The organism is Streptomyces sp. NPDC054883, from assembly GCF_053610645.1.
Genome location: NZ_JBSGYT010000020.1, coordinates 1 through 25,171 on the forward strand (window position 1 = coordinate 1; position 25,171 = coordinate 25,171).

Consider the following 25,171-nt stretch of genomic DNA (forward strand, 5'->3'; position numbering starts at 1 on the left):
GTACGCGGCCGCGTACCCCGCGGCGGGCGCCTCGGTCGGGGCCGCCGGAGGCGCGGCCGGGCCCGGGACCATCGCGGGAGTCCCGCTGAGGGCCGCCGGTCCCGGGTCCCGGGTCAGGGGGTGGGCCACGGTCGGCCCCGACGACTGGTGCGGAGCCACTGGTGGGGCTGTCGAGCGGGCGGAGGAGACGGGCACCGCCGCCGGGCTCGGATTCCGGGCCGAGGCCGTGCCCGGGACGGTGGCCGAGGACGGGGCGCCCGGCTCCGACGCCGACACCGCCTGCGGCGTCGCAGCGCGGGGGGTGGAACGGCTCGGCTGGGGCGCCGGGCCGGGGACCGGGACCGCGTGCTGCGCCTGCGCCGGGCCCGCGCCGGGGGCCGTTGTCGGCGTCATGCTCGGGTGGGGCACCGAGGCCGGGGGCGGAGGCCACGCCGCACTCTCCGCCCGGGCTGCGGCCGCCGCACGGACGGGGGAACGGGGCACGGTCGGCTCGGCAGCCGACCCTTCGCCCGGGGCCGGCTCCGGCGTCAGCGTCGGGACCGCCGGCCAGGGCGGCGCTTCCGCACGGGCCGGGGTCGGGACCGGGACTTCGGCCGGGGCCCGGTGCGGGGCCGTCGGCCAGGGCGCTTCCGCACGGGCCGGGGCCGGGTGCGCGGCCCCCTCTCCCACATCCCCCGGGGCCGCCGGCCAGGCCGGGTGCGGGGGCGGCGTTGGGGTTGCCGGCTCGGTCGGCGTGGGAGCCGGGGCCGGGGTGGCGCGGAAACGGGTGGTCCAGCGGCCCGGGCGGGGAGACCGGCGGGGGCCCGACGGGGGGACGGGGAAGGTGCCCGTCGTGGTCGTGGTGCGCGTGGGGTACATGGTTGCCTCCGTCATGCGAACAGCCGGCGCCAGGTTTCCGGGCCCGGATAGCCGTTGGCCGAGGCCCCGCGCCAGCCCTGCGCGCGCTGGAACGCCTCGACGTTGCGGCGGTCGGCCTCGCTCCAGACGGAACCCGGGCCGGAGGTGTAGTGCTTGCCGAACCCCTTCGCCACCAGCCGGCGGCCGAGGGCGGCGACGGCCGGGCCGGACCGTCCCGGCCGGAAGGCGGCCGGGCCCGGGTACGCGGGGTGGCCGCCCGGGCCCGGCGCGGCGTCCGGCGTGGGCACGATGTCGTTGCCCTGCCCCTCGACCAGCAGCCGCCAGGTGTCCGCGCCCGGGATGCCGTCGGCGTCGGCTCCCGTCCAGCCCTGGGCCGTCTGGAAGGCCCGGGTGGCCAGCCGGTCGGACTCGCTCCACTTCGTGCTCGGGCCCTTGGGGTAGAAGCGGCGTCCGCCCCGGTCGATCAGCATCCGGCCCAGCCGCGCCACGTGCTGGTTGTCGGCGCCCGGCCCGAACATCTTCGCTCCGGGGAAGGCGGACGGAACCGCCGGCTTCGGGTCCGTCCCCGGCCCGTCCGGCACGAGCCCGCCGGTCACCCCGGTGAAGCGGTAGGGCAGGTACTTGGTCGCGTTGTTCCAGTACCCGAACGGCGTCGCCAGCTTGCGCGTCGTCGGGCGCGTCTGCTCGTAGGCGATGTAGTGCGTGCGCGTCTCGTCGACCCAGCCGCCGAAGAGGGTGACGTGCGAGCCGTTGTTGGGGTCGGAGGGGTTGTGGAAGAGGAGCATGTCCCCCGGCAGCAACTCCTCCTTGGTGATCTTCTTGGCGAACTTGTCGAGACTGCCGGTCCATTCGTTCGTGCCGAGGTTCCAGGCCATGGAGACGAAGCCCGAGCAGTCCTGCCGGTATCCGTCCCACCAGTAGTCGTTCATGCTGTACGGGACCTGCTCGTCCAGCCACACCTTGGCCCGGTTGATGATCGTCGACCGGTCGATCCGGCGCACCGCCGTGGGCGCCCCCGGCAGGCCCGGCGGCTTGGCGGGCGACCCCTTCGGCCCGTGCAGCGGCGCCCGGCCGCCCTGTGGGGACCCGGGCACGTCCGGCGTCCCGGGCCCGGGCCCGCCCGGCTTACGGTGTCCCGGCGCGGCGGGTTTCCCGGACCCAGGCACGTCCGGCTTCGCGGAGCCCGGCACGTCCGGCGTGGCGGAGCCCGGCCCGCCCGGCTTCGCGGAGCCCGGCTTCGCGGGCTCCGGCGGCGTCGGCTTCACCGGATCCGGACCGCCCGGCTGCGCCGGGCCCGGGCCCGGCGTGGGGCGGGCCGTCGCCACGGCGGTCGCGCCGCCGCCGCTCAGCACCACACCGGCCGCCGTGGCCAGTACCAGCGCGCGGCGCGCGCCGCGCGCGGCGGGGTGTCCGCCGTCCCGGAGCGGTATGGCCCGCCCGCGGGCGAGGGTGCGCCGCCGGTGCACGCAGCCCGGGCAGACACAGTCGCCCGCGGGCTCGTACTCCTCGAAGACCGGCATCGGCATCGATGGCGCCATCTGCACCTGCATCGGAGGCTGCGTCGTCATGCGTTCCGTCCACTCCCCTTGCTCGTCCACTCGTCCGACCGGGCACGCGTCTGGCGGGGCATCAGATTCGGCTCGGCTCAGACATATCGTGCACGACAAACCCCCCAAACATGGGTTAATCGGACAACGCGGGCGCGGCTGGTCATGAGCACCCCCGCAGGTGGGGTAGAGTTTTCCCTGTCAGCAAGCGCCGCTAGCTCAGTTGGTTAGAGCAGCTGACTCTTAATCAGCGGGTCCGGGGTTCGAGTCCCTGGCGGCGCACAGACGGGAAAAACCCCCGCAGCGAAAGCTGCGGGGGTTTCTTCGTTCCCGTCCCTCACACGGGCGTACCGGGTCTGGCCCGCACACCCGTCAGGTAGGCGGCGACCACCACGTTCGCCGAGTACTGCTTGGCCGTCTTGTCGTACGTTCCGCCGCAGGTCACCAGCCGCAGCTCGGCGCGGCCCGGCACTTTGGGGCCGTACGCCTTCTGCGGGTCGAACCCCGCGCGCTCGTAGACCCGTACCTCCTCGACCGTGAACTCGGCGACCGACCCGTCCGCCCGGACCACGCCGACCTTGTCCCCCCGCTGCGCCGTGCTCAGCCCGTAGAACACCGCCGGCTTCGACCGCGTGTCCACGTGCCCGATCAGCAGGGCGGTACCGGCCTTGCCCGGCTGGGTACCGCCGCTCCACCAGCCGACCGTGCCCGGGTTCTCGTACGGAGGCGGCTCGATCGCCCCCTCGCGGTCCAGGCCGCGCGAGATCACCGGCGCCTGGATGCCCAGGGACGGTACGTCGAGCCGCGCCGGCGGCGCCGCCGCCAGCGGGGCGTGGGCCACGGGCAGGCCGGGCGCCGCGGCCCCGCCACCGCCCGCCTGGCCCCCGGGCGGTACGGGAACCCCGGTGATCTCCCGCCCCCACAACCACAGCCCGAGCACCAGCACGGTCCACGCGGCGAACGTCAGCAGGCGGGAGCCGCCGGAGCCGCGGGGCTCCTCGCTCACCGGCGTGCCCTCACTCGCTGCCGCGACGGCGGCGCAGCGCCAGCGCCCTGCCCGCGACGGCGAGGGTGGCCACGGCGGCGAGGACGGCGCCGATCACCGTCTGGGGCAGCCCAGGGCCGTCGCCGCCGTGGTTCTTCTTCGTGGGCGCGGCCGCCAGCTCGGTCGTCCGGGCCACCTCTGCGGCCATCGCGCCGCCGCCCGCGTGGACCGGCCGGACGGGCGAGTGGTGCGGGTCGGGGTGGTGCCCCTCCCGGATCCGGACGGAGCCGCTCACCCGGTCGTCGCGGCCGTCGCACTTGACGCGGATCTCGTGCGAGCCCGGCCGGGCGTGCGTGGCGATGAGCGCGTCACCCCACAGGGCGTGGCGGTCGTCGTGTCCGGCGGACAGGTGGACCTCGGAGACGAAAACGGAGGACCTGGCCGACGCCCAGCCGCCGTCGCAGCCCCGCACCTCCAGCTTGACCAGGTCGCCGGGCTCGGCCGGATCCGGCTTGACCGAGACGCCGCCGCGGCCCCAGTCCTCGGCGGCGGCTGCGGGCGCGGTCACCGCGCCGAGGGCGGTCAGGGCGACGGCCACCCCGGTGGCACGGAGAGCGATCAGAGTACTGCGCATGGTGAACCTCCTCAACAAGGAGATTCACGCGCGGCGCGCCGCCCCGCATCCGGAGCGGCGCGCCTTTGGACCGTACGAGTCAGCCGTACGCCCCGGACGTACGCGCCGGACACCTGCCGGGCACCTGCCGGGCACCTGCCGGACAGCACACTCGGGGACCTAGACGAGGTCGACCAGGTCGGCGATGGAGTCGACCGTCTTGGTGGGGCGGTAGGGGAACTTCTCGGTGTCCTCGACCGTGGTCAGACCGGTCAGGACGAGGAAGGTCTGCATGCCCGCCTCCAGGCCGGCGAGCACGTCGGTGTCCATCCGGTCGCCGATCATGGCGCTGCTCTCGGAGTGCGCGCCGATCGCGTTCAGGCCGGTCCGCATCATCAGCGGGTTGGGCTTGCCGGCGAAGTACGGCTGCTTGCCGGTGGCCTTGGTGATCAGCGCGGCGACGGCGCCGGTGGCGGGCAGCGGCCCCTCGGTGGACGGGCCGGTCTCGTCCGGGTTGGTGCAGATGAAGCGGGCGCCGCCGTTGATCAGGCGGACGGCCTTGGTCATCGCCTCGAAGCTGTACGTACGGGTCTCGCCCAGGACCACGTAGTCCGGCTCGTGGTCGGTCAGGATGTAGCCGATGTCGTGCAGGGCGGTGGTCAGGCCGGCCTCGCCGATGACGTAGGCCGTGCCGCCCGGACGCTGGTCGTCGAGGAACTTGGCGGTGGCGAGCGCCGAGGTCCAGATGTTGTCGACGGGGACGTGCAGGCCCATCCGGTTGAGCCGGGCGTGCAGGTCGCGCGGGGTGTAGATGGAGTTGTTGGTCAGGACCAGGAAGGGCTTGCCGGACTCGCGCAGCCGCTTGATGAAGGCATCGGCGCCGGGGATCGGCGTCCCCTCGTGGATGAGGACTCCGTCCATGTCGGTGAGCCAGGATTCGATCGGCTTGCGCTCTGCCACGGGACTGTTCTCCGCTCTGCGGGGCCTCTGACCACGGGGGCCTCTGGTCTGTACCACCCTATCGGGGAACGGGCCGTGGACGCGGGGCGCGTCCACGGCCCGGACATGGACCGGAAGGCGGCGGGAGACCGGTGTCAGCCGAGCTTCACGTTGTCGACGGTCCAGTACCAGTTGTTGGTGCCGCTGTAGCGGAGTTCGGCGGAGGCCGCGTCGGCGGTCTTGGGGTCCTCGCTGCCGTAGCCGTCGCGGTCGCCCTTGAGGCCGAGCCGCTTGTCGATCTTGGCGGAGAACCGGTCAGGCCCTGGCTCATCAGGCCTTGCAGGTTGGGGGCGTTGGCGGCCTTGAGGCGGTCGAGGACCACGCCGTCGGGGCCGATGACGAGGACCTTGTCGGTGGCGGCCGCCGTGGCCGGGACGGTGATGAGAGCGGTGCCGAACAGGGCGGTGGCGGTGGCGGCCACGGCGAGGGTCCGTCCGGACAGGACAGTGGACACGTACTCCTCCGGGGAGGGGTCGTGGTGAGGGCGCGGGGGGCATACGGCGCCCCCGGACCGAGGGCGCGTTTCGGTCAAGACCCGTTACCGGAAAGACACCTCGCCGGTCACAGGTGACCGGGAGGCGACCGCTCAGCTGCCGGTGGCCGACTTCCACGCGTCGACGTAGCCCGAGAGGTTCTTGTCGATGTCCGACCAGTCGGGCTCGAAGACCTCGACACCGGTCATGAGCTTGGAGAGTTCGACGGCGTTGGTGTCGGTGGGCTGGACGTCGGTGCGGGCCGGGAAGCCGCCGCCGACCTCGCTGACCAGCTTCTGGGCGTCCTCGCCGAGCAGGTAGTCGAGGAGCTTCTTGCCGTTCTCGGTGTGCGGGGACTTGTCGACCAGACCGGCCGCGTACGGGAGGGCGAAGGTGGTCGGCCTGCCGCCGTCCTTGGCCGGGAACCAGATGCCGAGGTTCGGCATGGACTTGGACTGCGCGAAGTTCATCTGGACGTCGCCGTTGGCGACGAGCAGCTCGCCCTTGTCGGTCTTGGGCGCGAGCTTGCTGGTCGAGGACGACGGGCCGACGTTGTTGGCCTGGAGCTTCTTCAGGTACTCCATCGCCGGCTCCTTGCCGCCGAAGTCGTGCATCGACTTGACGAGCACGGCGGTTCCGTCGCCGGCGACACCCGGGGTGGAGTACTGGAGCTTGCCCTCGTACTTGGCGTCGAGCAGCTCCTCCCAGGTCTTCGGGGCCTCCGTCAGCTCCTTCTTGTCGTAGACGAAGCCGAAGTAGTTGTTCACCACCGAGGTCCACTTGCCGTCGGCGGCCTTGTCGCCGCCGTTGACCTTGTCGGAGCCCTGCGGCTTGTACGCCTGGAGCAGGCCCTTGCCGTCGGCCTGCTGGATGAAGGGCGGCAGGGTGACGAGGACGTCCGCCTGGGTGTTGGTCTTCTCGCGCAGGGCTCGCTGCACCATCTCCCCCGAGCCGCCTTCGACGTACTTGACCTCGATGCCGGTCTTCTTGGTGAAGTCGGCGAAGACCTTGTCGTACCAGCCGTCGCCCTTGTCGCTCTTGAGGCCGTCGGCGCTGTAGACGGTGACGGTCTTCTCCGCGCCGTCGGAGCCCGCGGAGGAGGCGGATCCGCCGCCGCAGGCGGTGAGGGAGGCGGCGAGGGCGAGACCGCCGGTGACGGCGGCGGCGCGCAGGGGCATGCGGGTGCTGGGCATGCGGGTGCTGGGCATGGAACTTCCTCACGGGAAAGGGAGTCTGGAGGTGTGGAGCGGGGACTCAGCGGTAGGACGCCTCGGTGCGGACGCGGGAGACGGCCAGCAGGACCAGCAGGGTGGCGGCCATGAGGACCACCGCGATCGCGGAGCCGCTGAACAGCGAACCGCGGTCGGTGGCGGTGAAGATCCGGACCGGGAGGGGCATCCAGTCCGGCGGGTAGAGCATCATCGTGGCGCTCAGCTCGCCCATGGACAGGGCGAAGCAGAGCCCGGCGGCCGCGGTCAGGGAGGGCAGCAGCAGGGGGAGCTTGACCCGCCACAGGACGTACGAGGGACGGGCGCCCAGGGAGGCGGCCGCCCGCTCGTACGCGGGATCGAGACGGACGATGGCGGCTGAAACCGACTGATGGGCGAACGCCGTGACAAGAATCGTGTGCGCCAGGATGACGATGGAGCTCGTGCCGTTGAGCAGCAGCGGGGGCTTGCTGAACGCGACGAGCACGGCCAGGCCCAGGACGACGGACGGCACGGCGACCGGCAGCATGAACAGCGCGTCGAGCGACCGCCTGCCGCGCTTGCCCAGCCCGGCGGCGGCCAGTGCGGCCCAGCTGCCGACGGTGAGGGCGAGCAGGCTCGCGGCCAGGGCGGTGACCAGCGAGGTCGTCAGTGCCCGGAGGGATTCGCCCTGCACGGCGGAGGCGTAGTTCTGGGTGGTCGGACCGGAGGGGAAGGCGCCGGACCAGTGAGTGGCGAAGGAGGCGGCCACCACGACGAGCAGGGGCAGCGCGAAGAGGGGAAGGAAGAGGAAGCCGAACAGCCCCCAGGCGGCCCAGCGGCCCGCCTTGCTATGCACCAGCACGCTTGCTCACCACCCGGTAGAGGCCGAACAGGCCGACGGAGACCGAGATGTTGACGACGGCGACCACACAGGCGCCCGCGTAGTCGGATTCGAGGATCGCCTTGCCGTAGATGAGCATCGGGAGCGTCGTGACGTCCTTGGCGCCGGTGAACAGGACGATCCCGAACTCGTTGAGGCACATGACGAGGACGAGGCTGCCGCCCGCGGCGAGGGCCGGCAGGGCCTCGGGGAGGATCACCCTGCGGACGATCCGGGCCGGGCGCGCGCCGAGCGAGGAGGCCACTTCCAGCTGCGCCGTGTCCAGTTGGGAGAAGGCGGCGAGCAGCGGGCGCATCACGAACGGCGTGAAGTAGGTGATCTCGGCCAGCAGCACGCCCCAGGGGGTGGTGAGGAAGTGGAACGGGCCCTCCGGGGTGGAGAAGGCGTCGCTCCACAGCCCGTTGGCCATGCCGGCGGTGCCGTAGACGAAGAGGAGGGCGAGGGTGATGAGGAAGGAGGGGAAGGAGAGGAAGACATCGATGAACTTGGCCACCCCCCTGGCGCCGGGGAAGGGCACGAAGGCGATGACCAGCGCCAGGGCGAAGCCGAGCACGAGGCAGCCGATGGTGGCGCCCGCGGCCAGCCGGACGGTGGTGCCGAGCGCTTCGCGGAAGACGGTGGAGGAGAACACGGCGGAGTAGGCGTCGAGGGCGCCGCCGCCGTTGTCGGGGGTGAAGGACTGCTGGACGACCAGGGCGAGGGGGTACAGGAAGACCAGCGCGAGCGCGGCGAGCGGCGGCAGGGACCACACCCAGGCGGGAACCCCGCGCGGGTGCCGGGCGCGGGCCGGGCCGGCGCCCCGCGGGGCGGGCAGCGGGAACGGCACCGGCGCGGCGGCGGGGTCCGGCGCGGCCCCGGCCGTTCCCTGCGCGACCACGGCCGCGCCCGGCGCGCCCGGTGGGCCCGACGGTCGGCTGTCGGTGACCTCAGGCACCACGGGACACCTCCGCCGAGAGCAGCACCGCGTCCCGGGGCTCGAAGTGCAGGATCACCTCGTCGCCCAGCGCCGGGGTCTCCCGCAGCTCCGGCAGGTCCGCCTTGACCCGGTGGCCGTCGATGTCGACGTACAGCCGGTGCGTCGAGCCGCGCCACTGCACCTCGGTGATCGTGCCGCGCAGCGCGTTCGGGCCCTCGCCCAGGGCCAGCAGGTGGGGCCGTACGCACAGGGTGGCGCCCGCGCCGGGCGCGGCGAGACCCCGGTCGAGTTCCAGCGCGTGCCCCTCGAAGACCGCGCCGCCGTCGGCCACGGTCACCGGGAGCAGGTTGGCGTTGCCGACGAAGGAGGCGGTGAACTCCGTACCCGGCGTCCGGTACAGCTGCTGCGGGGTGCCGCAGTCCTGGAGCCGGGCCCGGTCCATGACCGCGATCCGGTCGGCGAGGGTCAGCGCCTCGACCTGGTCGTGGGTGACGTAGAGGATCGAGACGTCCGGCAGCTCGCGGTGCAGCCGCGCGAGTTCGGCGAGCATCCCGGACCGCAACTGCGCGTCGAGCGCGGACAGCGGCTCGTCCAGCAGCAGGACGCCGGGGCGGATGGCGAGGGCGCGGGCGATGGCGACGCGCTGCTGCTGGCCGCCGGAGAGCTCGCGCGGATAGCGCTTCGCGTAGGCGGCCATCCCCGTCATCTCCAGGGCCTCGGCGACCCGCCCGGGTATCCCGGCCTTGGGCGCCTTCTGCGCCTTGAGACCGAAGGCGACGTTCTCGTCGACCCGCATGTGCGGGAACAGCGCGTACTGCTGGACGACCATGCCGATGCCGCGCTTGTGCGGCGGCAGGCCGGTGACGTCCCGGCCGCCGATCAGCACCCGGCCGGAGACGGGCCGCACGAATCCGGCGACCGCGCGCAGGGCCGTGGTCTTGCCCGAGCCGGAGGGGCCGAGCAGCGCCATCACCTCGCCCGGCTCGACGGTGAGGTCGAGCCGGTCCAGGACGGTGGTGCCGTGGTAGGCGACCGAGACCGAGTCGAAGCGGATGCCGCTCACGCCGACTCCGCCAGCAGGGCCGGGAGTTCGGCGACGGAGCCGAGGACGTGGGTCGCGCCGTTGCCGGTCAGCACCTCGCGGCCGTGGGCGCCGGTGAGGACGCCGGCCACGACCCCGGCGCCGGCCCGGACCCCGCTGAGCATGTCGTACGCCGTGTCGCCCACGACCACGGTCTGCCGTACGTCGGCCACCGCGCCCGTGCGCAGGAACGCGGCCAGCACCATGTCGGGGTAGGGGCGGCCGCGGCCGCCGGCGTCGGCCGGGCAGAGGGTGAGGTCGGCCAGGTCCCGCCAGCCGAGGGCGTCGAGGATGGCGTCCTGGGTGACGCGGGCGAAGCCGGTCGTCAGTACGACGGTGCGGCCGTCGGCGCGGAGCTCCTCGACGGCCTCGCGGGCGCCGGGCACCGGGGTGATCAGGCCGCCGTCGACGAGTTCCCCGTACGCCTCCTCGAAGGCGGAGTTGGCGCGCTGGGCGATGTCCTGCGCACCGAAGAGGTGACGGAAGACGGAGATCTTCGACTCGCCCATGGTGTCGCGGACGTACTGGAGCTTGGCGGCGTGGTCCGCGCTGTCGGGCTCGACGCCGAGGCGTTCGGCGGCGCGCTCGAAGGCCCGTTCGACCAGACCGCCGTCGGAGACGGTGGTGCCGGCCATGTCGAGGACGACCAGGTCGCGGGTTCCGGCGGTGGCGTTCTTGGCGTTCTCGTCCGTCATGTCGGCTACCAGCCCAGTTCGTTCGCGGTGGTTTCGGCTATGGCCGGCGAGCAGGTCATGCCGCGCCCGCCGGGTCCGGTCACCAGCCAGACGCCGTCGGCGGCCTGCTGGCGGTGGACGACCCGGGTGGTGTCGGTGCACTGCGCGTACACGCCCGCCCAGCGGCGCCGGATCCTGGGCAGCGGGCGGCCCAGGAAGGACTCGACCACCCCGGCGAGGTGCTCGTAGGGATCCTCGACGGTGTCGAACGCGAACGGGTGCTCGTATGCGTGGGTGTCGCCGATGGTCAGTCCGCCGTCCTGGCGCTGGACCATCAGCAGCTGCATCTTGTGCGCGGCCGCGACCGGCGCCTGCTCCTGCCCGGCGTTGAGGGAGTCGAGGGCCTGCGACCGGTACGCCGGGTAGTAGCGGAAGCTGTCGGCGTCCGCGACCGAGGTGGTCAGCGGCTCGCCGAGCGGCGCGGTCTGCATCATCTGGAGGCGGACGCGGCGCACGGGCAGGTCGGGGACCAGCTCGCGGACCAGGCCGGACAGCCAGGCGCCGGTGGCCAGCACGACGGCGTCACCGCGGTGGACGTCGCCGTGGTCGTCGCGGACCGCGCCGGTCCCGACGACCTCGCGCACCTCGCGTCCCGGGAGGAAGGTGTACCGGCCGGTGGCGCGCAGGGCCTCGCGCAGGTGGAGCTGCGCGGTGCGCGGCTCCACGGCCGCGTCCCGCTCGCACCACAGGGCGGCCTCGAAGGCGCCGCGCAGCGCCGGATTGACCGCCCGGGCCTCCTCGGCGGTGACCAGCTTGTACCCGCGGGCGGCCGCGTCCGGGCGGGCCACCGCCGCTTCCGCGACGGCGAGTTCGCGGGGATTGCGGACGGGGGTCAGGGAGCCGATGGCGCGGAAGCCCAGGCCGGGCACGCGCGCGCCGATCCGCTCCCAGAGCTCGCGGGCCCGCAGGGCGGTGTCGAGCTCCTCGCCCCCGGCGCGGCCGCTGACCCAGATCTGGCCGAAATTGCGCAGGGACGCGCCGCGGGCCTCGGCCTCCCGTTCGATTTGGACGACCTCGTGGCCGCGTTCGACTGCTTGCCAGGCGTGCATGGTGCCGACCACGCCGCCTCCGACGACTATGACTCTCACGCCGTCCACGGTGCGGGCGGACCGTGGCCCGGGAGGGGCGGCGTGGTGGCGGGCGGGTGAACAGGCCTCGACGCTTGGACCAGACCCGTTATCTTCCCGTGACATGAGTGCGTCCCTTTCGCTCGCTCTGGTGAGGGAATGACCGAGGCTACTCGGGACGCAGACGGGTCGTGAAGCTGAACCGGTCACCACGGTAGAGCGAACGCACCCGCTCCAGCGGGCGGCCGTCCTGGTCCCGGGAGAACCGGTGGATGAGCAGCATGGGAAGGGCGGGGGGAGTGCCGATCAGCAGGGCCTCGCGGGGGGTCGCAAGGACCGTTTCCAGCTTCTCGTCGGCGTCGCCGAACGAGATGCCGAGGCGCTCGCGGAGGTATCCGTAGAAGGACGAGTCCGGCTGGAAATCGCTGTCGAGGCGGGGCGCGCGGGCGACGCGCAGGTAGGTGCTCTCCAGGCCGACCCGCTCGTCATCGGCGAGCAGGACGCGCTCCAGGTGCCAGACGGGCTCACCGGTCTCGGCGCCGATGCCGCGGGCCAGCTCGGGCGGGCAGGGGAAGCGCTCCAGCCCGATGAGGTGCCGGCCCGGGCGGCGGCCCTGGCGGCGTACGCCCTCGGTGTAGCTGGCGAGGGACAGCGGCTGCTCCAGCTTGGGCCCGGCGACGACGGTCCCGCGCCCGGAGCGGCGCAGCCGGCCCTCCAGCAGCAGCTCGCGCAGGGCCTGGCGGACGGTCTCGCGGGAGACCTCGTACTGCTCGGCGAGATCACGCTCGGTGGGGAGCAGGCCGCCCTCTCCGAGTTCCTCGACCAGAACGGAGAGACGGGCCTTGACCGCGTAGTACTTGGGGATGCGCCCGTGCTCGGGGATGCCGGACCGCACCGCCTGGCCGGGGCGGTGGGGCAGGCTCTGGCTCTGATGTTCCACCCTCGGACTGTACGTGGGCCAGGTGTACGTCAGCCTCCCGCGCGGGCCCGCAGCCTGCGGGCGCCGAGCAGCAGCGCGCCCCCGGTCGTGAGGGTGGCGACGGCGGCCGCGGCGGCCGCCCAGGGGCGCGGACCGGTGTGCGCGAGCGAGCCCGCCTCGCCGGTGTCGTCGTCCTGCGGCCCCTCGACGGAGAACCGGTAGCCGCCCGCCTCGCCGACCCAGTCCCCGTCGTCACCCTTGCGCTGGACGACGGCGGCGTCGGCGAGGACCTCGCCGTGGGGGGCGTCGGGCGCGAAGGCGAGCGAGACGCGGACGGTGCGGGCGCCGCCGGCGCCGATGGTGAACCCGGGGAAGGTCTCGCCGCCGCCGTCGAACACGGCGATGATCTCGTCCCGGTCGCTGCGCTCCAGGGTGACGGGGCGGGGGCCGCCGGGGGTCTCGAAGTCCATCCGGAGGTGGGCGGGGCGCAGGGTGCGGGCCTTGTCCGTGAAGACGACGACCGGGTGGATGGCGGTGCACTCGCCGGAGGTCGTGTTGGTCAGGTCCAGGTACCAGGTCTGGGGGCCGTCGCCGGTGCGGTACACGGCCGGCCCGCCGCGGATCCGGGCGCCGATGGGGAAGGCGCTGCTCTTGGCGTCCCCGCAGGTGGCCTTCGCGCGCGAGGGCAGCGCGGGGGCGGGGGCCGGACGGGCACCGCCGCCGTTGCCGACGTCGGCGGTGGCGGTGGCGGGGCCGGGTGCGAGGAGGGAGAGGACCACAGCGGCCAGCAGGGCGGGAGGGGCAAGGGCTTCGCGCAGTCGCATGGAGGACCTTCGCAGCTCGCCGGACGGAAACAAGGACGATCGGAGGATGATCGGACGAGGCGACAATCACCCCGCCCTCGCCCGCACTCTCCCACGCCCCCCACCCCACCCCTCCCCGGGGCGCGCGGGCAACCCCCCTTTACGCCTGATCGGACGCCACCGGGCCGGCGGGCCTTTGCGGGGCGGGGCCGCGGGCGGGGCCTGCTTGAGCGCAGGACCCCGGCCAAATCCAGCCCCGTCGGCGCTTGAGGCGCGGGGCCCGGGGGCGGAGCCCCAGAACACCCGGCGCAGCCGGGGGCGCAGCCGAGGCGCGGGGCCCGGGGCGGAGCCCCAGAAAACCCGGCGCAGCCGGGGCCGCACCCGAACCCCAGCTCGGCGCCCTCCGTCAACGCCCCCGCCCGAACACCGGTCCCAGCACCAGCTCCGCCGCCCCCTCCGCCACCCCCGCCCCGGCCAGGGCCACGGCCGCCCCCACCCGCCGCCGGGCCAGCACCGCCCGTACCCCCTCCACGAACACCTCCGGCTCGGCCTCCACCACCCGCCCGCCCAGCAGCACCCGGTCCACATCCAGCAGCGCCACCACGTTCGCCGCCCCCTCCCCCAGTACCCGCGCCGCCACCGCCAGGTCCCCCCGCTCCAGCGCCGCCAGGCACAACGCCTCCACGCACCCCCGCCCCCCGCACCGGCACGGCGGCCCGTCCAGCTCCAGCACCTGGTGTCCGAACTCCCCCGCCAGCGAGCGCGGCCCCCGGTACACCGCGCCGTCCAGCCGCAGCCCCGCCCCCAGGCCGGTTCCGACGTGCAGGTACACGCAGTTGCCCGGGTGCCGCCCGGCCGCCGCGGCCACCCCCGCGTTGGTGTCCTTGTCCACCACCACCGCCACCGGCGCCCCCGCCGCCCCCGTCACCCCTGTCGCCAGTCGCCCCGCCAGCACCTCCCGTAGCGGGAACCCCGCCCACTGCGGGAACCCCGTCACCCGCCCCAGCACCCCGTCCCGCCAGTCCAGCGGACCCGGCGCCGCGACCCCCACCCCGAGCAGCGGCGCCCCTGACGCGCCCCGGCCGGAAACCCGCGCGACCGCCCGTAGCACCGCCTCCACCGCCGCCTCCGGCCCCGGCCCCGCCGCCTCCGCACCCGCACCCGTACCCGCCCCGAGGTCCAGCCCGCCGCGCCACCGCGCGACGACGTCCCCCGCCAGGTCGACCCGTACGGCCGTCAGCTCGTCGCGGTCCAGGTACACGCCCACCGCGTACCCCGCGTCCGGCACCAGCCGCAGCAGCGTCCGCGGCTTGCCGCCCGTCGACGCGCCCCGCCCGGCCTCCGCCACCAGGCCCTCCGCCGCGAGCCGCGCCGTGATCTTGCTGATGGCCTGCGGGGTGAGACCCGTACGCGCCGCGAGTTCGGCGCGGCCCAGGCCGCCGGGGCCCGCACCCCGCAACAACCCCAGGAGCAGCGCCTCGTTGTGCCCGCGCACCGCGGGCAGGTTCACCCCGCCCCGGCCCTCGCCGTCCCGATTGCCCCGGTTCACCCCGCCGCCTCTCCTTGCACTTACGCAACACTGTTGCCAAAGTATGACCCATGCCCCTGAACGCCACCTCCCCCCTCCGCGTCGGACTCGTCGGCTACGGACTGGCCGGTTCCGTCTTCCACGCCCCCCTCGTCACCGCCACCGAAGGACTCGTCCTCGACGCGGTCGTCACCTCCGACCCCGGCCGCCAGGCCCAGGCGCGCGAGGCCTACCCCGGCGTCCGGATCGCCGGGTCCGCCGCCGCGCTCTGGGAGGGCTCGGACGGCGCCGCTCCCGTCGACCTCGTGGTCATCGCCTCCCCCAACAAGACGCACGTCCCGCTCGCCACGTCCGCCCTCACCGCCGGCGTACCCGTGGTCGTGGACAAGCCGCTGGCCGCCACCGCGGCCGAGGCCGAAGGGCTCGCCGCGCTCGCCGAGTGGACCGGCACCTTCCTGTCCGTCTTCCAGAACCGCCGCTGGGACAACGACTTCCTCACCCTGCGCCGGCTCCTGGCCGACGGCGAACTCGGCGACGTCCAGCGCTTCGAGTCCCGCTTCGAGCGCTGGCGGCCGCAGCTCAAGGGCGGTTGGCGGGAGTCGGGGGCGGCGGAGGAGATCGGCGGGCTGCTGTACGACCTCGGCAGCCACGTGGTCGACCAGGCGCTCGTGCTCTTCGGTCCGGCCGTACGGGTCTACGCGGAGACCGACGTGCGCCGCGCGGGCGCGGAGGCGGACGACGACACCTTCATCGCGATCACGCACGCGGGCGGGGTCCGCTCGCACCTCTACGTCAGCGCCACCACCGCCCAGCTCGGTCCGCGCTTTCGCGTGCTCGGTTCGCGCGCCGGCTGGGTCAAGTACGGCCTGGACCCCCAGGAGGCGGCGCTGCGCGAAGGGCTGCGGCCGGGCGCGGACGGCAGGGCGTGGGGCCTGGAGCCCGAGCACCTGTGGGGCCGGCTGGGCGCGGGGGAGTCCCCGCTGACCGGCGGCGGGAGCCCGGTGCCGACCGTGCCGGGCGACTACCCGGCGTACTACGCGGCGGTGGCGGCCGCGCTGCGCGAGGGCGGACCGGCTCCGGTGACGGCGCGTGAGGCGGCGCACTGCCTGGCCGTACTGGAGGCGGCCCGCCGGTCGTCGCGCGCGGGCGTCACGGTGACGCTCGCCCACCGCGACCCGGCGTAGCGGCCCCTCGGCCGCAGCCCGGCCGAGGGTGCTTGGCAGCCGGCCGGGCAGCCGGGAGGGGCGGGCCGCCCCCCGGGGGTCCGCTCCTCCCGCACCGCCGGCCGACCGCCGGCCCGGTCACGCGCCCTTGAACTCCTGGCGCTGACGGCCGAGGCCGTCGATCTCGACCTCCACGACGTCGCCGGCGCGGAGGTACGGCTTGGGCTCCGGCTGTCCCATGGCCACGCCCGCCGGGGTGCCCGTGACGATGACGTCGCCGGGGTACAGGGTCATGAACCGGCTCAGGTACCGGACGACCTCGCCGACCGGGAAGATCTGGTCCGAGGTGTTGCCGTCCTGCTTGAGCTCGCCGTTGACCCAGAGCCGGACGCCGAGGTCCTGCGGGTCCGGGATCTCGTCGGCGGTGACCAGCCACGGGCCGAGCGGGGTGAAGGTCTCGCAGTTCTTGCCCTTGTCCCAGGTGCCGCCGCGCTCTATCTGGAACTCGCGCTCCGATACGTCGTTGACCAGCGTGTACCCGCCCACGTGCGCCAGCCCTTCCGCCGCGGAGGACAGGTACCGGGCGGTGGCGCCGATGACGACGCCGAGCTCGGCCTCCCAGTCCGTCTTCACGCTGCCGCGCGGGATGAGGACGGTGTCGTCCGGGCCGCCGACCGTGTCCGGTGCCTTGAGGAAGAGGATCGGTTCGGCCGGCGGCTCGGCGCCGATCTCCGCGGCGTGCCCGAAGTAGTTCAGGCCGATGCCCACGACCTTGCCGATGCGGCCGATGGGGGCACCCACGCGCAGCCCTTCGGCGTCGAGCGCGGGCAGGTCCCCGGGCGCTGCCGCCGCGTCCCGTACCCGGGACAGCGCGGAGTCGTCGGCGAGGAGCGCGCCGTCCACATCCGTGATCAGCCCGGACAGGTCCCGCAGGGTTCCGTCCTGGTCGAGCAGCGCGGGGCGCTCCGACCCGACGGGTCCGACACGCAGCAGCTTCATGGGCATTCTCCCGTGGTCGAGGGTGGTCGGCCCATGGGCATGCCCCGGGCCGGACGATGGGTTGCGGCCATCGGAGGATTGGCCGATCCTCCAAGAAGTCCGGCCAATCCGCAAGACCCTGTTCACAGACTGGAACGCCCCCCTCCAGCCGGCCTTCCTCCGCCGCCCTTCCCCGCCTTGTGTCAGCCGCGCGCCGCGCCCCGTTGCAGCCAGGCGCGCTCGGCGACCGACCAGGCAGTGGTGGTCAGCAGGTAGAGCCCCGCGGCGAGCGGCACCACGGCAGCGGTGATCAGCGTCCCGAACGAGAGCAGGGGCAGCACACCGCCCAGCTTCCGCACCGCCGCCTCCTGCTCGGCGGTCAGCGTTCCCACACCCCCGCCCGGCAGCCCCCGCCCGCGGGCCACTGCCTTCGCCCCGACCCCCGCCTTGCCGCCGACCCGGGAACCACCGCCGACCCCGGCCTCGACCCCGGCCCCGGCATTACCCCTGGCCCGGGCCTTGCCGCCGACCCCGGCATTACCCCCGGCCTCGGCCTTGCCCCCGACCCCGGCCTTGCCGTCCGGGGCCAGTGCCGCCCGGCGCCCGCGCACCGCGCTCCAGGCCGCCACCGCCGCGATCGCCGCGAACAGTGCGAGGAACACCAGCCCCGGCGCCCCGAACACCCCGCCCTCGCCGAGCGCGTCGGCCCAGCGGGCCCCGAGGGGCGCGGCGAGCAGCCGGTGCCCCAGCAGCTCGTTGGCCGCCCCACCGACCTCCGCCGAGGAGAACGCGCGGTACATCACGTAGAACACGGGCAGCTGCAACAGCATGGGAAGGCAGCCGGCCACCGGCGTCGCCCCGCGCACGGCCGCCCGGCTCAGCGGGTGCAGTGCGAGGCGTACGAGCACGGTGAACAGCACGATCGCCACAGCGGTCGCCGACCCTGCCAGCACCGGCTCCAACAGCCGGCCCAGCTGGGCAACAAGGTGGGTGAAAACGGACACGCGGGCCCTCCGAGGGGTCTCGTCGAACGTCGAAAGAAATGCATTTCGGCGTGACGACCCGCGAGGGGCGACGACAGTGATCAGTGAGCGGTAGAACGGTGCCACCGGCCGGGGCCGACCGGCCCCGCCCTGTATTGCGCGCCCCTACGCGGCCGTCGGGACGAGGCGGCCGGGAGCCCGGGGCCGCGACCGGCCCGAGGCGTCGGGATCACGCTGCGGCAGGAACGCCGTGCGCTGCTCGCGATCACGGATCGTGGTACGTATTCGGTGCGGCGGTACCGGCCGGACCCGGCTCGCCGCCAAGGCGGCCGCACCCACCGCGACGGCGGCCGCGAGGACCACCACCACACCGGCCGGCCCGCTCTCCCCGAGCAGCAGCCCGAGGAAGCCTCCGAGCAGCAGCAGCGTGACGAACAGCCCGGTGAAACGCCCGGCCATGCCGCCCACCCCCTTCCGCTGCCGACCCACCCGTACGAATTCCCGTACCCGCACAACGGGCCGGCTCGGGGCGGTGTTCCCGGCTTCCGTCACCGTTTCAGCGTTCCCCACACCACCAGCCGGTACCTGGACGTGTACTCGGGCGTGCAGGTGGTCAGCGTGATGTACGCACCGGGCGCGCTGTAGCCGTACTCCGGCTTCACCACGCTGCGCGGCACGGGTGCGACCACGCCCGTGTCCCGCTCGGTGGTCTCGGGCAGGATCCGCCCCACCACGTACGTGTACCTCTGCCCCCGCACGTCGACCGTCACCTCGTCCCCCGCCCTGAGCCGGTTCAGGTACCGGAACGGCTCCCCGTGCGTGTTGCGGTGCCCGGCCAGCGCGAAGTTCCCCTCCGCGCCGGGCTGCGCGGTCCCGGGGTAGTGCCCGGCGTACCCCTTGTCCAGGACGGCCTTCTTGTCGATCCCCTGCGCGACGGGCACGACCAGCCCGAGGCGCGGGACGCGCAGCACGGCGTACGACTGGTCCCGCTCGGGCGCCCGGACCGGAGCCGCCGAAGGCGCGCCCGACCGGCCCGGCCCGTTCCCGGGTTGCGCCGGTGCCGGTGCTGGCACCTGCGCCTCCGGCTCCGACTGCGGCTGCGGCTGCGGCTCCGGAACCTGTTGCGGCCCCGCCGTGGGCGCCTCCCACTGCCGCTCCAGCGCCCGGACCTCCTCCCGCGCTCCCGCCAGCGCCTGCCGGTTGGTCCACCACATCTGGTGCACCACCAGCAACATCACCAGCACCCCCACCGTGACGGCCAGTTCGGCGGCCGCCCACAGCACCCCCGCGAGGCCGGCCCGGCGCCCACGCCGGCCGCCCCCCTGCACCACCACAGGTATGTGATCCCGCACGGGCGGCACCTTAAGACCTCCCCCGTCAACTGACCAGCAGCAGTACGGTGTGAACCATGCGCCCCGACACGCCTGCCGAGCACATCGCCGAAGCCGAGCGCCTCATCCGCACGGCGACCCGCTACCCCGAGGACCAGGAGCCGTTGCTCCTCCAGGCCGCGGCCCACCTCGAACTGGCCGACGCACGGGAACGGGCAAGCGCGCTCTACGACCAACTCCTCGCCTCCGACCCCGACGACCCGCACCTGATCAAGGCGCTCCAGGCCTCGAACCTGTGGGAGTACGGCCACGAGGCCGAGGCCCGCGCCCTGATCCAGGGCATCCGTACGGCGGCCCCCGCCGACCCGGCCCCCTGGGAGGTGATCGCGGAAGCCCTGGAGGCCCACGACGAGTTGACCGCCTCGGAGGAGTGCTTCACGCAGGCGGCCACCCTCCTCATCCCGGAGAACACCCCCCTCACCCAGGCCACCACCGCCCTCCTCACGGGCCGGCACCGCGTCCGCCGCCTCCTCGGGCGCCCGCACGACGACTGGGACATGGTCGCGGACACCCGCCACATCGGCCCGATCCCGCTGGACGAGCTCCACGACCCGAAGCGCATCTGGGCCCTGGGCTCCGACGACCCGGCCGAGCTCCGCGCCGAGATCGCCCGCCTGCGCGCCGAGCTGGGCGACCGGCGCGCCGCGCTCTCCCGCCCCTTCCCGGTGGCGATCCTGCACTGGCCCCAGCGCGAACTGGCCGAGCTCCTGACCAGCTACCCGACCCTCGCCGCGGAGTACCCGTCGCACGCGCAGCACCTGGCGCAGATCGAATCGTCCCTCCGCGCCCTGGCCGCCTCCGGCACCACCAACCTCGGCATCGTCACCGCCAGCGTCCCCTCGTACGAGGCCTTCGCCGCCTCCGAGAAAACCTCCCCGGCCTCCCCCAGCCTCCTGGCGGAGTACGCCACCACCCTCGCCGCCCGCGGCAAAGCCACCCCCTGGCCCCCCTCCCCCACCTCCCCCTGCTGGTGCACCTCGGGCAAGCCCTACCCGGAATGCCACGGCTCCAACAGCTGATCAAAATCAGACGCTCTGTGGCCGATGACGAGCCTCACTACATCTCAACCACCGCGATCTGAACAGATGTTGTCAGCAGCCCTTGGTACAACCAAGGCAGCGATGCACGAGCGATGGAGGAGATTCAGTGAAGGCTGGTCCTGACCCCAGAGCGGCGATTCCTGTTACCGGGTTGCATGAAACGCTGATCACCACTGCCCTTGAGAAGAGGATCAGCGATCTGATTGCCGGCGGTGCAAAGGTCATACGCGGTGAGGTCGTTGGTGAATCGCAACATCACGTCTTGACTCGGCATGTTGCTCACGCGGTCGGCCAGGTCCTCAAGAGGCTCCCAGCTGGCGATCGAGTCGACGCGACGAACGAGATCCTCAAGACCCTCAGCTCGTTCGACGGAGCGGACGGATGGGTGGAGCCCATCGTTACGGGACCTCGTCAGCTACTGGCTGTAGCCGATGCCGCAGCAAAGGGAACCTACGACATTCGCCCCTCCACGCCCCTGTCGGAGACGGCCCTCATCACCAACTCTCCCGATGACCCGAGCCTGGGATCGGAACTGCGTGCGGAACTGGCGACGGCGGACCGCATCGACTTGCTATGCGCCTTCGTGAAGTGGACGGGTTTGCGCGTGCTGGAGCAGTCGCTGAAAGCCGCTGCGGCTCGCGGCGTGCCGATCCGAGTCATCACCACCACCTACATCGGCGCAACCGAACGCACGGCACTGGACCGCATGGTGCGCGATTTCGGGGCCCAGGTGAAGGTGAACTACGAGCTCCGCTCTACTCGCCTACACGCCAAAGCTTGGCTGTTCCGGCGCCATTCTGAGTTTGATACAGCTTACGTCGGAAGTTCAAATCTCTCGAAGGCAGCATTGCTCGACGGACTGGAATGGAACGTTCGCCTGTCCGGTGTGGCGACACCAGACGTACTGCGCAAATTCGAAGCGACCTTCGATTCGTATTGGAGTGAGCGCGCCTTCGAAACGTACGACCCTGACCAAGATGCCCAACGGCTGGATGAGGCCCTCAGGGTCGCCGGGGGTTCTAGCAGCAGAGACGCAGCACGAGTCATCAGCTTGTCCGGTCTAGAGGTCCGCCCCTATCCGCACCAGCGAGACATGCTCGAACGCCTTGAGGTGGAACGTTCGGTGCATGGCCAGCACAGTAACCTGCTGGTAGCTGCCACGGGCACCGGAAAGACCGTAATGGCTGCACTTGACTTCAAGCAGCTGCAACAAAGGCTCGGCCGCCGACTTCGCCTGCTCTTCATCGCGCACCGCAAGGAGATCTTGGAGCAATCCTTGCGGACTTACCAAGATGTACTGGGCGATGCCAATTTCGGCGAGTTGCTTGTTGACGGGAAGACGCCCACCGCTTGGAACAACGTGTTCGCCAGCGTTCAGTCACTCCATGCGCGCACGCTGGAACAGCTTCCGACCGATCACTTCGATGCCATCGTCATCGATGAATTTCACCATGGCACATCTCCGACCTACCGAAGGATCATCGACCACTTCGCGCCACAAGAACTACTCGGGCTCACGGCAACTCCCGAGCGCATGGACGGCTTGAACGTTCAAGACGAGTTCTTCGGCGGTCGAATCGCCGCCGAGATGCGCCTATGGGAGGCGCTGGAGAACGACCTCCTTTGCCCATTCCACTACTTCGGCATCTCCGACAACACTGATATGAGCGCCGTTACTTGGAAGCGCGGATCGTACGACTCTACCGCCCTCAGTAAACTCTTTACCGGCAATGAGGCACGTGCACGTCTGGTTGTTCGCGCCCTCCAAGACAAGCACACCAGCCCGGAAACCATGCGAGCCCTCGGCTTCTGCGTATCGGTTGCTCACGCGCACTTCATGGCTGGCTTCTTCAACCGAGCAGGATTTCGCGCCGTCGCCTTGTCTGGCGAGACTTCACGCCTTGACCGTAAGGCCGCTCTGGAGGCGCTCAAGTGTGGTGACCTGAACGTCATCTTCTCCGTCGACCTCTTCAATGAGGGGCTGGACGTTCCGGACGTCGATACCCTACTGCTCCTCCGCCCGACCTCCAGCGCCACGGTATTTCTTCAACAACTGGGCCGAGGCCTGCGGCGAACGGAGAACAAGCCGGTCCTCACCGTTTTGGACTTCATCGGACAACACCGTAAGGAATTCCGCTTCGAAGAGCAATTCAGGGCATTGACAAACCTGACGCGCAACCGACTGCTCGGGGCAGTAGAAGAGGGATTCCCACAGCTTCCCTCCGGATGTCAAATCATCCTAGAGCCCAAAGCCAAGGATCTCATTCTTGACAATATTCGAACTCAAATCAACGTCAACGTGATCCAGCTTGCCCGGGAAGTGGCTACCTACGCCGAACCGACAATCGGCTCATACCTCAGGGAGAGCGGAAGGGAAATCAAGGAGCTCTATCGCGGTAATGGAAATTCTTGGACAGGACTGCTGCGGCGAGCCAAACTAGTTGCCACTCCTCCACCGAACGGTGAACAAGCCCTACTTAAGCGGGTATCCGCATTCCTGCATGCGGACGATCCTGCACGCGTACGGGCTTACACCACCTTGCTGCGGGATGACGCTCCGCCCTACGATGCCCTCGACGCACGCGAACAAGCTTACGCACGCATGTTCTTCTTCTCGCTATGGCCTCTCGGAGGCGGCTTTTCCGGCTACCAAGAGGCCTTCGACTCCCTCCGGTCGCAGCACGCGTTTCGCGAGGAGCTTCGTCAAGTGCTTGCCCACAACCTCGGGCAGACCGAACACTTGCCCGTCCCGCTGAGCGGGGAACTGGCCAATCTTCCGCTGACCGTACACGCGTCTTACAGTCGCGAAGAAATCCTTCCAGCACTGAACGAATCCGCGATTGGCGGCTTCATGCCAGGAAACTTCCGGGAGGGTGTGAAGTGGTGCGAGAGCATCCAGACGGACGCCTTGTTCATCACCCTTGAAAAGGAAGAAAAGGATTTTTCTCCCCAGACTCGTTACAAAGATTACGCGATGAGCGAGTTCCAGTTCCATTGGGAGTCGCAGGTTCAAACCTCAGAAACGTCGCCGACCGGCCGGCGCTACCAGACGCACCGAGAAAACGATTCCCACGTGGTCCTCTTCGTTCGCCGTTACAAACGGACGGACATCGGACGACCACAAGCCTGGATGTTGCTCGGCCCTGGTGAATACGTCCGCCACAAGGGCAGCAATCCCATGGGTGTCGTGTGGCGGCTCCAGCACGAGATCCCCGCTGACGTCTGGTCGTACTCCGCCATCGCGAACTAGACGGAACGAGGGCGCTCACCGAGCTCCCGGAAGAGCGAGAGCTGTTGGTGGCCGCGGGCTAGGGCCGTCGGTGGGGTGGGGCGGGGGGTGGTCAGGGTGAGGAGGGTGCGGAGGGCGGCGAGGACTTCCGTCGGGGTGTCGCGGAGCATGGAGGGGGTCGCGCTGACCACCAGGATGCCGTGGGACTCCAGGCGCAGCCGGCGGCGGAGGGTGGCGTGCCAGGCGTCGCGGGTGTAGTGGTACTCGGCCGAGTCGACCTCCAGGGCCACGCCCTCGTCGGGCCAGTAGGCGTCCGGGCTGGCCAGGAAGGTGCCGTCCGGGGTGTAGAGGCGGGCGTTCCACAGCGGGGCCGGGAGGTCGGTCGCCGTGAGGGTGTCGCGGGCCCGGGCCTCGGCGATCGAGCGGACGCCGGCCAGGAGTTCGGAAGCCGCCGAGCGGATCGCGGGGCGGGTCAGGAGGCGGGAGGCGCGCAGTTCGGCGTGCAGGTCGTGCGGGTGGCACCAGCCGGCCTGGACCACGTGGGCCAGCGTCGAGCGGATGCGGTCGGGGTCGTCGGCGCGGGCGGCGAAGTCGGCGGCCGCGCGGACCGGCCGGGTGCTCGGGATGCCGCCGACGGTGATGGTGCGCGGCCAGCGGGAGGTGGCCAGCGGGCGGACCCCGGGGGTGGCGGTGAGCCGGCGCGGGGCGCGGATCAGGACGTCCGCCGGGGTGTACGGGGCCTCGCGGACGCCGAGCAGGGCGAGCGCGGCGGCGCCGGTGAGGGCGGCCGTGTCCCCGGAGAGCGGGTCGGCGGTGGGCTCGGCGGCGTACAGGACCGCCGCGAGGGCGCGTTGGCGGTGGTCCGGGGGGCCGGTCTGGAGCAGGTAGACCGGGGGCAGTAAGCGCTGCCAGGGCCCGCCCGGGCGGGTGCGGGAGGTGATCGTGCCATCGGGCACTCCGGCGGTGGCGGTGAGCTGGTGCCGGGTGGCCATGTTGAGCTGGCGCCGGGCCAGCCGCTGGGGCGTCGTGGTGATCATGGCGCGGGTATGCCCGCCCCCGGAACGGGATATCCCTGGTCAGCGGCTCGGGTGGTCCGGCGCCAGGAAGACGATCACGCCCGTCTCGGTGCCGGGGAGCGCGGGGACCTCGTGCCAGCCCAGGCGGCGGTACGTCGCCACCGTGTCCCTGGCCAGCCGCGAGGTCAGCAGCCAGGCGCGCCGGTCGGGGGCGTCGGCCGTGATCTCGGTGAGCAGGGCGCGTCCGGTGCCGCGGCCGCGCGCGTAGGGACGTACGGCGAGTTCGTCTATCTCCAGCGCGCCGATGAGGAGTTCCTTCACCCGGCCGGGTCCGAGCTGCGCCGCGACCTGGGCGTAGGCCCGGTTCTTGGGGAAGGCGGCCGGGGTCAGCCAGCCGGTGGCGAACCCGTCGATCCCGGCCGCGGACTGGGCCAGGGCGGTACGGAAACCACGGCGCCGGGCGTCGACGGGGAGGCGGCCCGCGAACTGGCGAATGGTTTCTTCGTCTTCGTTCCACGGCGGGGCGGAGAAGACGTCGGCGTAGGCGTCGACCAGTTCGTCCACGAGGTCGAGGACGGCCTGTCCGTAGCAGATCACGATGTCCGGGCTCCTGGGGCACGTTGGCGGGGATTTTCCCGTTTGTCTTTGGAGAGTGAATTTATGCGCTCCGGGTTCCATGGGCGGCGTATCAGGCGGATCCGGCGAGTGTGCGACAAATCCCCTCAGGGCGGTCCGTGTCGCGGCCGGGGCGGTCGCG

General features: G+C 72.2%; 22 protein-coding genes and 1 tRNA gene. 4 read left to right on the forward strand and 19 right to left on the reverse strand.

All coding sequences use genetic code 11. The features are described 5' to 3' along the window. Positions 1 to 869 precede the first annotated feature (869 nt). The gene (locus tag ACWGH1_RS16810; RefSeq protein WP_453408771.1) at positions 870 to 2,426 is read right to left on the reverse strand and encodes a peptidoglycan-binding protein; all 1,557 of its coding nucleotides are present in this window, start codon (positions 2,424 to 2,426) and stop codon (positions 870 to 872) included. Between the two features lie 187 nt (positions 2,427 to 2,613). Here ACWGH1_RS16810 and ACWGH1_RS16815 point away from each other — a divergent pair. Beyond that, positions 2,614 to 2,687: transfer RNA gene (locus tag ACWGH1_RS16815), tRNA-Lys, on the forward strand. A gap of 55 nt (positions 2,688 to 2,742) precedes the next feature. Here the strand turns inward: ACWGH1_RS16815 and ACWGH1_RS16820 are convergent. The 12 genes from ACWGH1_RS16820 to ACWGH1_RS16875 all read right to left on the reverse strand — a co-directional run bounded on the left by ACWGH1_RS16820 (position 2,743) and on the right by ACWGH1_RS16875 (position 14,635). After that, positions 2,743 to 3,411: a class F sortase gene (locus tag ACWGH1_RS16820; protein ID WP_453357623.1), complete on the reverse strand. Its 669-nt coding sequence runs from the start codon at positions 3,409 to 3,411 to the stop codon at positions 2,743 to 2,745. Between the two features lie 10 nt (positions 3,412 to 3,421). Next, positions 3,422 to 4,024, reverse strand: a complete 603-nt coding sequence (locus ACWGH1_RS16825; protein WP_453357622.1) for a hypothetical protein — start codon at positions 4,022 to 4,024, stop codon at positions 3,422 to 3,424. A 159-nt stretch (positions 4,025 to 4,183) separates the two neighbouring features. Next, positions 4,184 to 4,963, reverse strand: a complete 780-nt coding sequence (locus ACWGH1_RS16830; protein WP_453408772.1) for an HAD-IIA family hydrolase — start codon at positions 4,961 to 4,963, stop codon at positions 4,184 to 4,186. A gap of 625 nt (positions 4,964 to 5,588) precedes the next feature. Then, a complete protein-coding gene (locus ACWGH1_RS16835; protein ID WP_453354511.1) occupies positions 5,589 to 6,653 on the reverse strand; it encodes a 2-aminoethylphosphonate ABC transporter substrate-binding protein in 1,065 nt (354 codons plus the stop codon). Between the two features lie 76 nt (positions 6,654 to 6,729). Beyond that, positions 6,730 to 7,527 (reverse strand): ABC transporter permease, encoded by a 798-nt coding sequence (locus ACWGH1_RS16840; protein ID WP_453354509.1) that lies wholly within the window; start codon positions 7,525 to 7,527, stop codon positions 6,730 to 6,732. After that, complete coding sequence (locus ACWGH1_RS16845) at positions 7,514 to 8,443, reverse strand: 2-aminoethylphosphonate ABC transporter permease subunit (RefSeq protein WP_453354510.1); 930 nt, start codon at positions 8,441 to 8,443, stop codon at positions 7,514 to 7,516. Before ACWGH1_RS16845 ends, ACWGH1_RS16840 begins: the two co-directional genes overlap by 14 nt. 49 nt (positions 8,444 to 8,492) lie before the next feature. Beyond that, positions 8,493 to 9,545, reverse strand: coding sequence for an ABC transporter ATP-binding protein (locus ACWGH1_RS16850; protein ID WP_453354508.1), 1,053 nt, complete (start codon positions 9,543 to 9,545; stop codon positions 8,493 to 8,495). Beyond that, positions 9,542 to 10,258, reverse strand: coding sequence for a phosphonatase-like hydrolase (locus ACWGH1_RS16855; RefSeq protein WP_453354507.1), 717 nt, complete (start codon positions 10,256 to 10,258; stop codon positions 9,542 to 9,544). Before ACWGH1_RS16855 ends, ACWGH1_RS16850 begins: the two co-directional genes overlap by 4 nt. A gap of 5 nt (positions 10,259 to 10,263) precedes the next feature. Then, on the reverse strand, positions 10,264 to 11,385 hold the full coding sequence (locus ACWGH1_RS16860) for a TIGR03364 family FAD-dependent oxidoreductase (RefSeq protein ID WP_453354506.1): 1,122 nt from the start codon (positions 11,383 to 11,385) through the stop codon (positions 10,264 to 10,266). A gap of 148 nt (positions 11,386 to 11,533) precedes the next feature. Then, a complete protein-coding gene (locus ACWGH1_RS16865; RefSeq protein WP_453354505.1) occupies positions 11,534 to 12,304 on the reverse strand; it encodes a GntR family transcriptional regulator in 771 nt (256 codons plus the stop codon). A 29-nt stretch (positions 12,305 to 12,333) separates the two neighbouring features. Further along, complete coding sequence (locus ACWGH1_RS16870) at positions 12,334 to 13,107, reverse strand: hypothetical protein (RefSeq protein WP_453354504.1); 774 nt, start codon at positions 13,105 to 13,107, stop codon at positions 12,334 to 12,336. Positions 13,108 to 13,492: 385 nt separating this feature from the next. Further along, on the reverse strand, positions 13,493 to 14,635 hold the full coding sequence (locus tag ACWGH1_RS16875; RefSeq protein WP_453408773.1) for an ROK family transcriptional regulator: 1,143 nt from the start codon (positions 14,633 to 14,635) through the stop codon (positions 13,493 to 13,495). A gap of 50 nt (positions 14,636 to 14,685) precedes the next feature. Between ACWGH1_RS16875 and ACWGH1_RS16880 the strand changes: the two genes are divergently transcribed. Then, positions 14,686 to 15,798 (forward strand): Gfo/Idh/MocA family oxidoreductase, encoded by a 1,113-nt coding sequence (locus ACWGH1_RS16880; protein WP_453353589.1) that lies wholly within the window; start codon positions 14,686 to 14,688, stop codon positions 15,796 to 15,798. A 117-nt stretch (positions 15,799 to 15,915) separates the two neighbouring features. Here ACWGH1_RS16880 and ACWGH1_RS16885 read toward each other — a convergent pair whose 3' ends face one another. From ACWGH1_RS16885 to ACWGH1_RS16900, 4 genes are all read right to left on the reverse strand, one after another. Continuing rightward, positions 15,916 to 16,776 (reverse strand): fumarylacetoacetate hydrolase family protein, encoded by an 861-nt coding sequence (locus ACWGH1_RS16885; protein ID WP_453353588.1) that lies wholly within the window; start codon positions 16,774 to 16,776, stop codon positions 15,916 to 15,918. A gap of 182 nt (positions 16,777 to 16,958) precedes the next feature. Continuing rightward, entirely contained in the window at positions 16,959 to 17,759 is an 801-nt protein-coding gene (locus ACWGH1_RS16890) for a hypothetical protein (RefSeq protein WP_453353587.1), read from the reverse strand. Between the two features lie 144 nt (positions 17,760 to 17,903). Continuing rightward, on the reverse strand, positions 17,904 to 18,197 hold the full coding sequence (locus tag ACWGH1_RS16895) for a DUF6412 domain-containing protein (protein WP_453353586.1): 294 nt from the start codon (positions 18,195 to 18,197) through the stop codon (positions 17,904 to 17,906). Between the two features lie 89 nt (positions 18,198 to 18,286). After that, positions 18,287 to 19,090 carry a class E sortase gene (locus ACWGH1_RS16900; RefSeq protein ID WP_453353585.1) on the reverse strand — a complete coding sequence of 268 codons (804 nt, stop codon included), beginning with the start codon at positions 19,088 to 19,090 and terminating at the stop codon, positions 18,287 to 18,289. A gap of 56 nt (positions 19,091 to 19,146) precedes the next feature. Here ACWGH1_RS16900 and ACWGH1_RS16905 point away from each other — a divergent pair, with 56 nt between their 5' ends. Both ACWGH1_RS16905 and ACWGH1_RS16910 read left to right on the forward strand, forming a co-directional pair. Then, a complete protein-coding gene (locus ACWGH1_RS16905; RefSeq protein ID WP_453353584.1) occupies positions 19,147 to 20,148 on the forward strand; it encodes a hypothetical protein in 1,002 nt (333 codons plus the stop codon). A gap of 127 nt (positions 20,149 to 20,275) precedes the next feature. Next, positions 20,276 to 23,419, forward strand: coding sequence for a DUF3427 domain-containing protein (locus tag ACWGH1_RS16910; RefSeq protein ID WP_453353583.1), 3,144 nt, complete (start codon positions 20,276 to 20,278; stop codon positions 23,417 to 23,419). Here ACWGH1_RS16910 and ACWGH1_RS16915 read toward each other — a convergent pair. Together ACWGH1_RS16915 and ACWGH1_RS16920 are read right to left on the reverse strand one after the other, a co-directional pair. Beyond that, the gene (locus tag ACWGH1_RS16915) at positions 23,416 to 24,435 is read right to left on the reverse strand and encodes a hypothetical protein (protein WP_453353582.1); all 1,020 of its coding nucleotides are present in this window, start codon (positions 24,433 to 24,435) and stop codon (positions 23,416 to 23,418) included. The two genes, ACWGH1_RS16910 and ACWGH1_RS16915, sit on opposite strands and share 4 nt — an antisense overlap. 39 nt (positions 24,436 to 24,474) lie before the next feature. Continuing rightward, positions 24,475 to 25,011, reverse strand: coding sequence for a GNAT family N-acetyltransferase (locus ACWGH1_RS16920; protein ID WP_453353581.1), 537 nt, complete (start codon positions 25,009 to 25,011; stop codon positions 24,475 to 24,477). Positions 25,012 to 25,171 lie beyond the last annotated feature (160 nt).